At 35.0% G+C, this 4,675-nt stretch carries 4 protein-coding genes and 1 pseudogene; 3 read left to right on the top strand and 2 right to left on the bottom strand.

Annotation, left to right across the window (positions count from 1 at the left end; genetic code table 11):
* Nucleotides 1-293 precede the first annotated feature (293 nt).
* The 3 genes from BA053_RS05275 (at nt 294) to BA053_RS05285 (ending at nt 2,815) form a co-directional block, all read left to right on the top strand.
* Nucleotides 294-1,481 (top strand): phosphoglycerate kinase, encoded by a 1,188-nt coding sequence (locus tag BA053_RS05275; protein WP_174525396.1) that lies wholly within the window; start codon nt 294-296, stop codon nt 1,479-1,481.
* A 58-nt stretch (nt 1,482-1,539) separates the two neighbouring features.
* Nucleotides 1,540-2,367 carry an EndoU domain-containing protein gene (locus tag BA053_RS05280; protein ID WP_065095034.1) on the top strand — a complete coding sequence of 276 codons (828 nt, stop codon included), beginning with the start codon at nt 1,540-1,542 and terminating at the stop codon, nt 2,365-2,367.
* Nucleotides 2,368-2,464: 97 nt separating this feature from the next.
* Entirely contained in the window at nt 2,465-2,815 is a 351-nt protein-coding gene (locus BA053_RS05285) for a diacylglycerol kinase (RefSeq protein WP_065095033.1), read from the top strand.
* Between the two features lie 11 nt (nt 2,816-2,826).
* On the opposite strand, the gene BA053_RS05290 is transcribed toward BA053_RS05285, so the two are convergent.
* The gene (locus BA053_RS05290; RefSeq protein ID WP_065106841.1) at nt 2,827-3,771 is read right to left on the bottom strand and encodes an RluA family pseudouridine synthase; all 945 of its coding nucleotides are present in this window, start codon (nt 3,769-3,771) and stop codon (nt 2,827-2,829) included.
* A pseudogene (locus BA053_RS07720) lies at nt 3,762-4,675 on the bottom strand (aminoacyltransferase); the annotation flags it as partial. The pseudogene BA053_RS07720 and the gene BA053_RS05290, both read right to left, overlap by 10 nt.

Below are 4,675 nucleotides of genomic sequence, written 5' to 3' on the forward strand. Positions count from 1 at the left end.
TCAAGCACTGGAATGACACCATAGGGGCACTGCCATCATAAAGGAACCAGTGTCAGCTACTTGAATGACATCATAGGGGCGCTGGGATGACACCCTGACAATCGTCATCCCGCTGCTTGTTAGCGGGATCTAGAGATACCGCGAATGAATCGTGGTATGACGGTTCGTGGTGGCATGACGATAAGGTTCCAGTGTCAAGTGTTTGGCATGCAAATTTCCTTAAACGTTCGTAAGCTTAAAACTTTACTTTAGATCAAACTGCTGTATAGTGACTTTATAGCTTCAATTTTATAATGAATATACCTAGTATAGAAAATTGCGATCTTCACAATAAAGCCGTCTTACTCAGAGTTGACTTCAATGTTCCTATAAAAGATGGAGAAATTCGTGACGTCACTCGTATTTTGAGAGTATTGCCTACTATTCAGTATTTAGTGAATGCAAGTGCAAAGATTATTATTATATCGCATTTCGGACGCCCAAAGGCTAGAGACGATAATCTGTCGCTAAAAAATATAATTGACACTTTATCACAGTTACTAAATAAAAAAGTGAAATTCATTGATGATTGCGTTGGTGAAAAAGTGCAAAAAGCAGTGAGTGCTATGGATGCAGGAGATATAATATTACTGGAGAATCTAAGATTTTATGAAGGGGAAAAGGAGAATGATGCAAACTTTGCCAGACAATTAGCATCTCTAGCGGATATATATGTAAATGATGCATTTTCTTGCTCTCACAGAGCTCACGCTTCTATTTCACGCATTACAGAATTTTTACCTTCTTACGCGGGATTTTGCTTGCAAGATGAGCTAAAGTATCTTGAAAAAGCTGTATCATTTAAAGCTAAACCTATTACTGCGATAGTTGGGGGAGCTAAAATATCAACTAAAATAAAAGTGCTTATGAAGCTAACAGAAAAGGTTGATTACCTAGTTCTAGGTGGTGCAATAGCCAATAATTTTTTGTCATTTAGCAAAGTAAATATAGGGAAATCTTTCTTTCAAAATGGTGTTGACGACCTTCTACATAATATTGTTGAAACAGCAAATAAAAACAATTGCAAAATAGTTGTGCCAGAAGACGTTCTGGTTGCAGTAAACTCTGATTACAGCACTAGTATTTCAAGAAGAACTGAGTCCATTTTGGACGGTGATATAATTTTGGATATCGGACCACAAACTTTGAGTACAATAAGCAGTATAATAGCAAGCAGTAAGACTCTGCTGTGGAATGGACCTATTGGTGTTTTTGAACATTCAGCTTTTGCAAGTGGTACAATAGGGGTAATGAAAATCGTAAGTGACTTAACGCACAAAGGAAAGTTAACCAGCATAATAGGGGGAGGCGATAGTCTATCTGCAATAAGCGCTGCAGGCTTTACCGATAAGGATTTTACATATGCTTCCACTGGTGGAGGAGCGTTTTTAAGTTGGCTGGGTGGTGACGAAATGCCAGGAGTTGCTGCTCTGCAAAAATGATTAGATTAAAACTTTTTTAAATTGTTTCTTGTAAGTTAGCTTTTTTGTGAACGTGATTATGTCGAAGACAGTTAAACTAATTTTGTGTTTAATAATACCAATAATAGGATTTATTTTTTATATTAAGGGTCATTATTTTCACACCAGCTATGTAGAAGAAAATGTTGAGGTCAATTTTGAACCATTTTTCAGTTCACAACCAGGTTATATGCCACCGTTTCCAGAATTAACTGACTTCGATAGAGGAGCGTTGAAAGTTTGTGGAGATTGGGGAGCACATCCAGAGAAAGAAGATTTCAAAATTTTACTTAGTTGTCCGCAACATCAAGAAGTAGTGAAAGGAATATATGATAAGCTTAATCATCAAGTGATTACGCCAGATGCGGATTTGGAGTTATTTAAAGATGAACTGGCTAACATTTGGTTTACAAATAGTGGAAGTGAAAAAGAAACTATAGGGTTTGGACATATTTTTTGTGGTGAGCCAAATGATAAATTAGGTGGTATGCATTTTGTAGGTAGATATGTTGAAGCTCAAGAAGATAAATGGGCAGGTGCGATTTGGAATGATGAATCCCTGTGCAATAAATCAGATATTAAGCCGCCAATTTATACATTTGGAATGAAATATTTGGGCAAGGATGGAAAAGTAAAAGTTAAGTGTCCAAATGGATATGCATATAACCTTCATGCTGATGATATTTTAATTTTTGCAACTAAGGCGTTTAAGGAATTAGGAAAAGATGGAATGTGCCTATATAAAATGGAAGATGACAATTATCAATCAGTGTTTGTAAGAAAGAATGATGCCATACTCACGTTCTATCCCGACTTAACACCAAAATGTGATGATAAGAGTACTTATTGTAGTTGCAGTAAATCTTAATTTCAAAACCAATAGGGTGAACAAATGATAAAAATGCTATAGGGTGTAGCAAATCCAAATGAGTTAAAATTTTGATTAAAGGGTTTTATGAATAATAATGAAGAAGGGCATTATTCGTCTAATAAAAGCAATTCAATACTCTTGTGAAGGAATAAAATCAGCTTTTATATCAGAAATTGCGTTCAGACAGGAGTTACTACTTTTTATAGTATGTGTTTCAACTTTGTTTGTTTTGGATGTAAGTAATCTAGAACGTGCAGTAATGATAAGCAGCCTATTCCTGGTGTTAATTGTGGAAATTGTTAACACTGCTTTTGAAACAACAATTGAGCGTATTTCCAGTGAACAACACATACTTTCAAAAAAGGTGAAAGATCTAGGTAGTGCAGCAGTTTTTCTTTCATTAATTAACTTCCTGATAACATGGATGATAATATTGACAGGTTAATACGAATGTTATTAAGATATGTTGTCAAACTCACCAATTAAAGTTTTTATATCTTGCGGTAAATCAGAGACAAATTCCATGTATTCCTTGCTTTTTGGGTGATATAAGCCCAGTGTATAAGCATGTAGTGCTTGCCTATTGAAATTACGAATAAAACTAGAGTTTTTAGCATATTTTGTGCTTTTACTACTATTTTTTCCGTAAACTTGATCACCAACTATGGAATGTCCTATGTGGCTCATGTGGACTCGAATTTGGTGTGTTCTGCCTGTCTCTAAAGTGCATTTAACGAGGCTTACTTGTCCTATAACTTTTTGCACTAAATAGTGAGTGATTGCTAATTTGCCCGTTGTTTTTGTAACACACATCATTTCTTTATTACCGCGTTTGGGAGCAATGTTAGTTTCTATAGTTCCCTGCTGGGAAGATAATGCTCCCCAAACTACTGCTAAATATTCCCGCTTTATTTTACGGTTTGATAACAATTCAGACAAAAAACCATGGGCTCCTTCATTTTTTGCAATTACCATCAGTCCACTGGTATCTTTATCGAGTCTATGAACAATTCCTGGTCTTACATCAAGGTGAGCGATAATTGCGTTCAAAAGCGTATCATTGTTTGTCCCAGCACCTGGGTGCACTGTTAATCCACTTTGTTTACTCAGAACTATAATGTCCTCATCTTCATAGATGATATCAAGTTTTATGTCATAATTAGGCTCAATTGATGTGGATATGTCAGGTTGAACGAGATGTACTATATACTCTTCACCTGGTTTTACTATGTGATCATTATTAATTATCGGTATGCCAAGTAATTTCACCTGCTCATTTTGTATCAATCTTTGTGCTTTACTGCGTGATATGTTGCACTTTTCAGCTACGTAGATATCTAGCCTTAATTTCTCTTTATCATTATTAACACTTAAGGTTATTACTGAGTGATCTATAGTGATTTACCCCGCGCCATTTCCCATGCTGCTTGAACATTTGGGTCTGTAAACATTGTTGCGCTAGACTCAATTTGCAGATCACCTTGTTTTTTAATATGGCAAATTGTTTGAGAGGCATCTTTCCAGTGGATCGTAACTTTATTATCAAAATTTCGTAATGTTGCCTCAACCTTTTTTTCTTTATTATCTTTTTCTTCCAGCTTAATAGATTCTAATAAATAATATAGAAAGTCACTTGGTTTGCCGTTGATTTTTTCTTTCCATTCATCTGTTTTTTCTTGTTCAGATTTTTTTTGCTCTAACTTTTCCTTCTTTTGCTGCAGCTTATTTTGTTCTGCTTCCAGCTCTAACTTTCTAACTGTGTCACGTAGTTCTTTGACTTTATTTTCTAACACTAATAATTTATTAGTATTATTTCCATTGTTAGCTTCTAAATCAGGCGTACTTGGTTGAGCTTGCTTCTTTTTTATTTCTTCTAATTCATTCCTTACTACGTTTAATTGCTCCTTCAATTCCGTTTTTTCCTCTTCTGTATCCTCTTTTAACTTTTTTAGCATGCTAAGGAACTCGTTATTATTAGACTGCGTAGTTGATTGAAGCCAGCCTACAAAGCGGCTTGGTTCAAATCGTTCAATTTTATCTTCAGCAATTTTAATAGCATTCTCAAACCTAGAAAAAGTACCTTCAATATCTAGTGAATGTGCTTTTTTTGTCAATTCTTTAGTGTTGTTTAAAACTTCTGAAATTTCTGCATGTAGCCAATCTAAATCTTTTTTGATGTCTTCTCTGATTTTTTTTAGGTGATCAAGCGTTTCTTTAATGTTAATATTTGCAGGCTTTAAAAGACTATTATCAAGTAAATCGCAAGCTTTTTTAAGGTTACTGTCAAATGAGTTGCAAAGCGGAC

Source organism: Wolbachia endosymbiont of Nomada ferruginata, assembly GCF_001675785.1.
GTDB lineage: Bacteria > Pseudomonadota > Alphaproteobacteria > Rickettsiales > Anaplasmataceae > Wolbachia > Wolbachia pipientis.

What these genes read in the sequence shown, in the direction of transcription:
- BA053_RS05275 (WP_174525396.1), top strand. Translation starts at nt 294, where the DNA reads ATGAATATACCTAGTATAGAAAATTGCGATCTTCACAATAAAGCCGTC.
- BA053_RS05280 (WP_065095034.1), top strand. Translation starts at nt 1,540, where the DNA reads ATGTCGAAGACAGTTAAACTAATTTTGTGTTTAATAATACCAATAATA.
- BA053_RS05285 (WP_065095033.1), top strand. Translation starts at nt 2,465, where the DNA reads ATGAAGAAGGGCATTATTCGTCTAATAAAAGCAATTCAATACTCTTGT.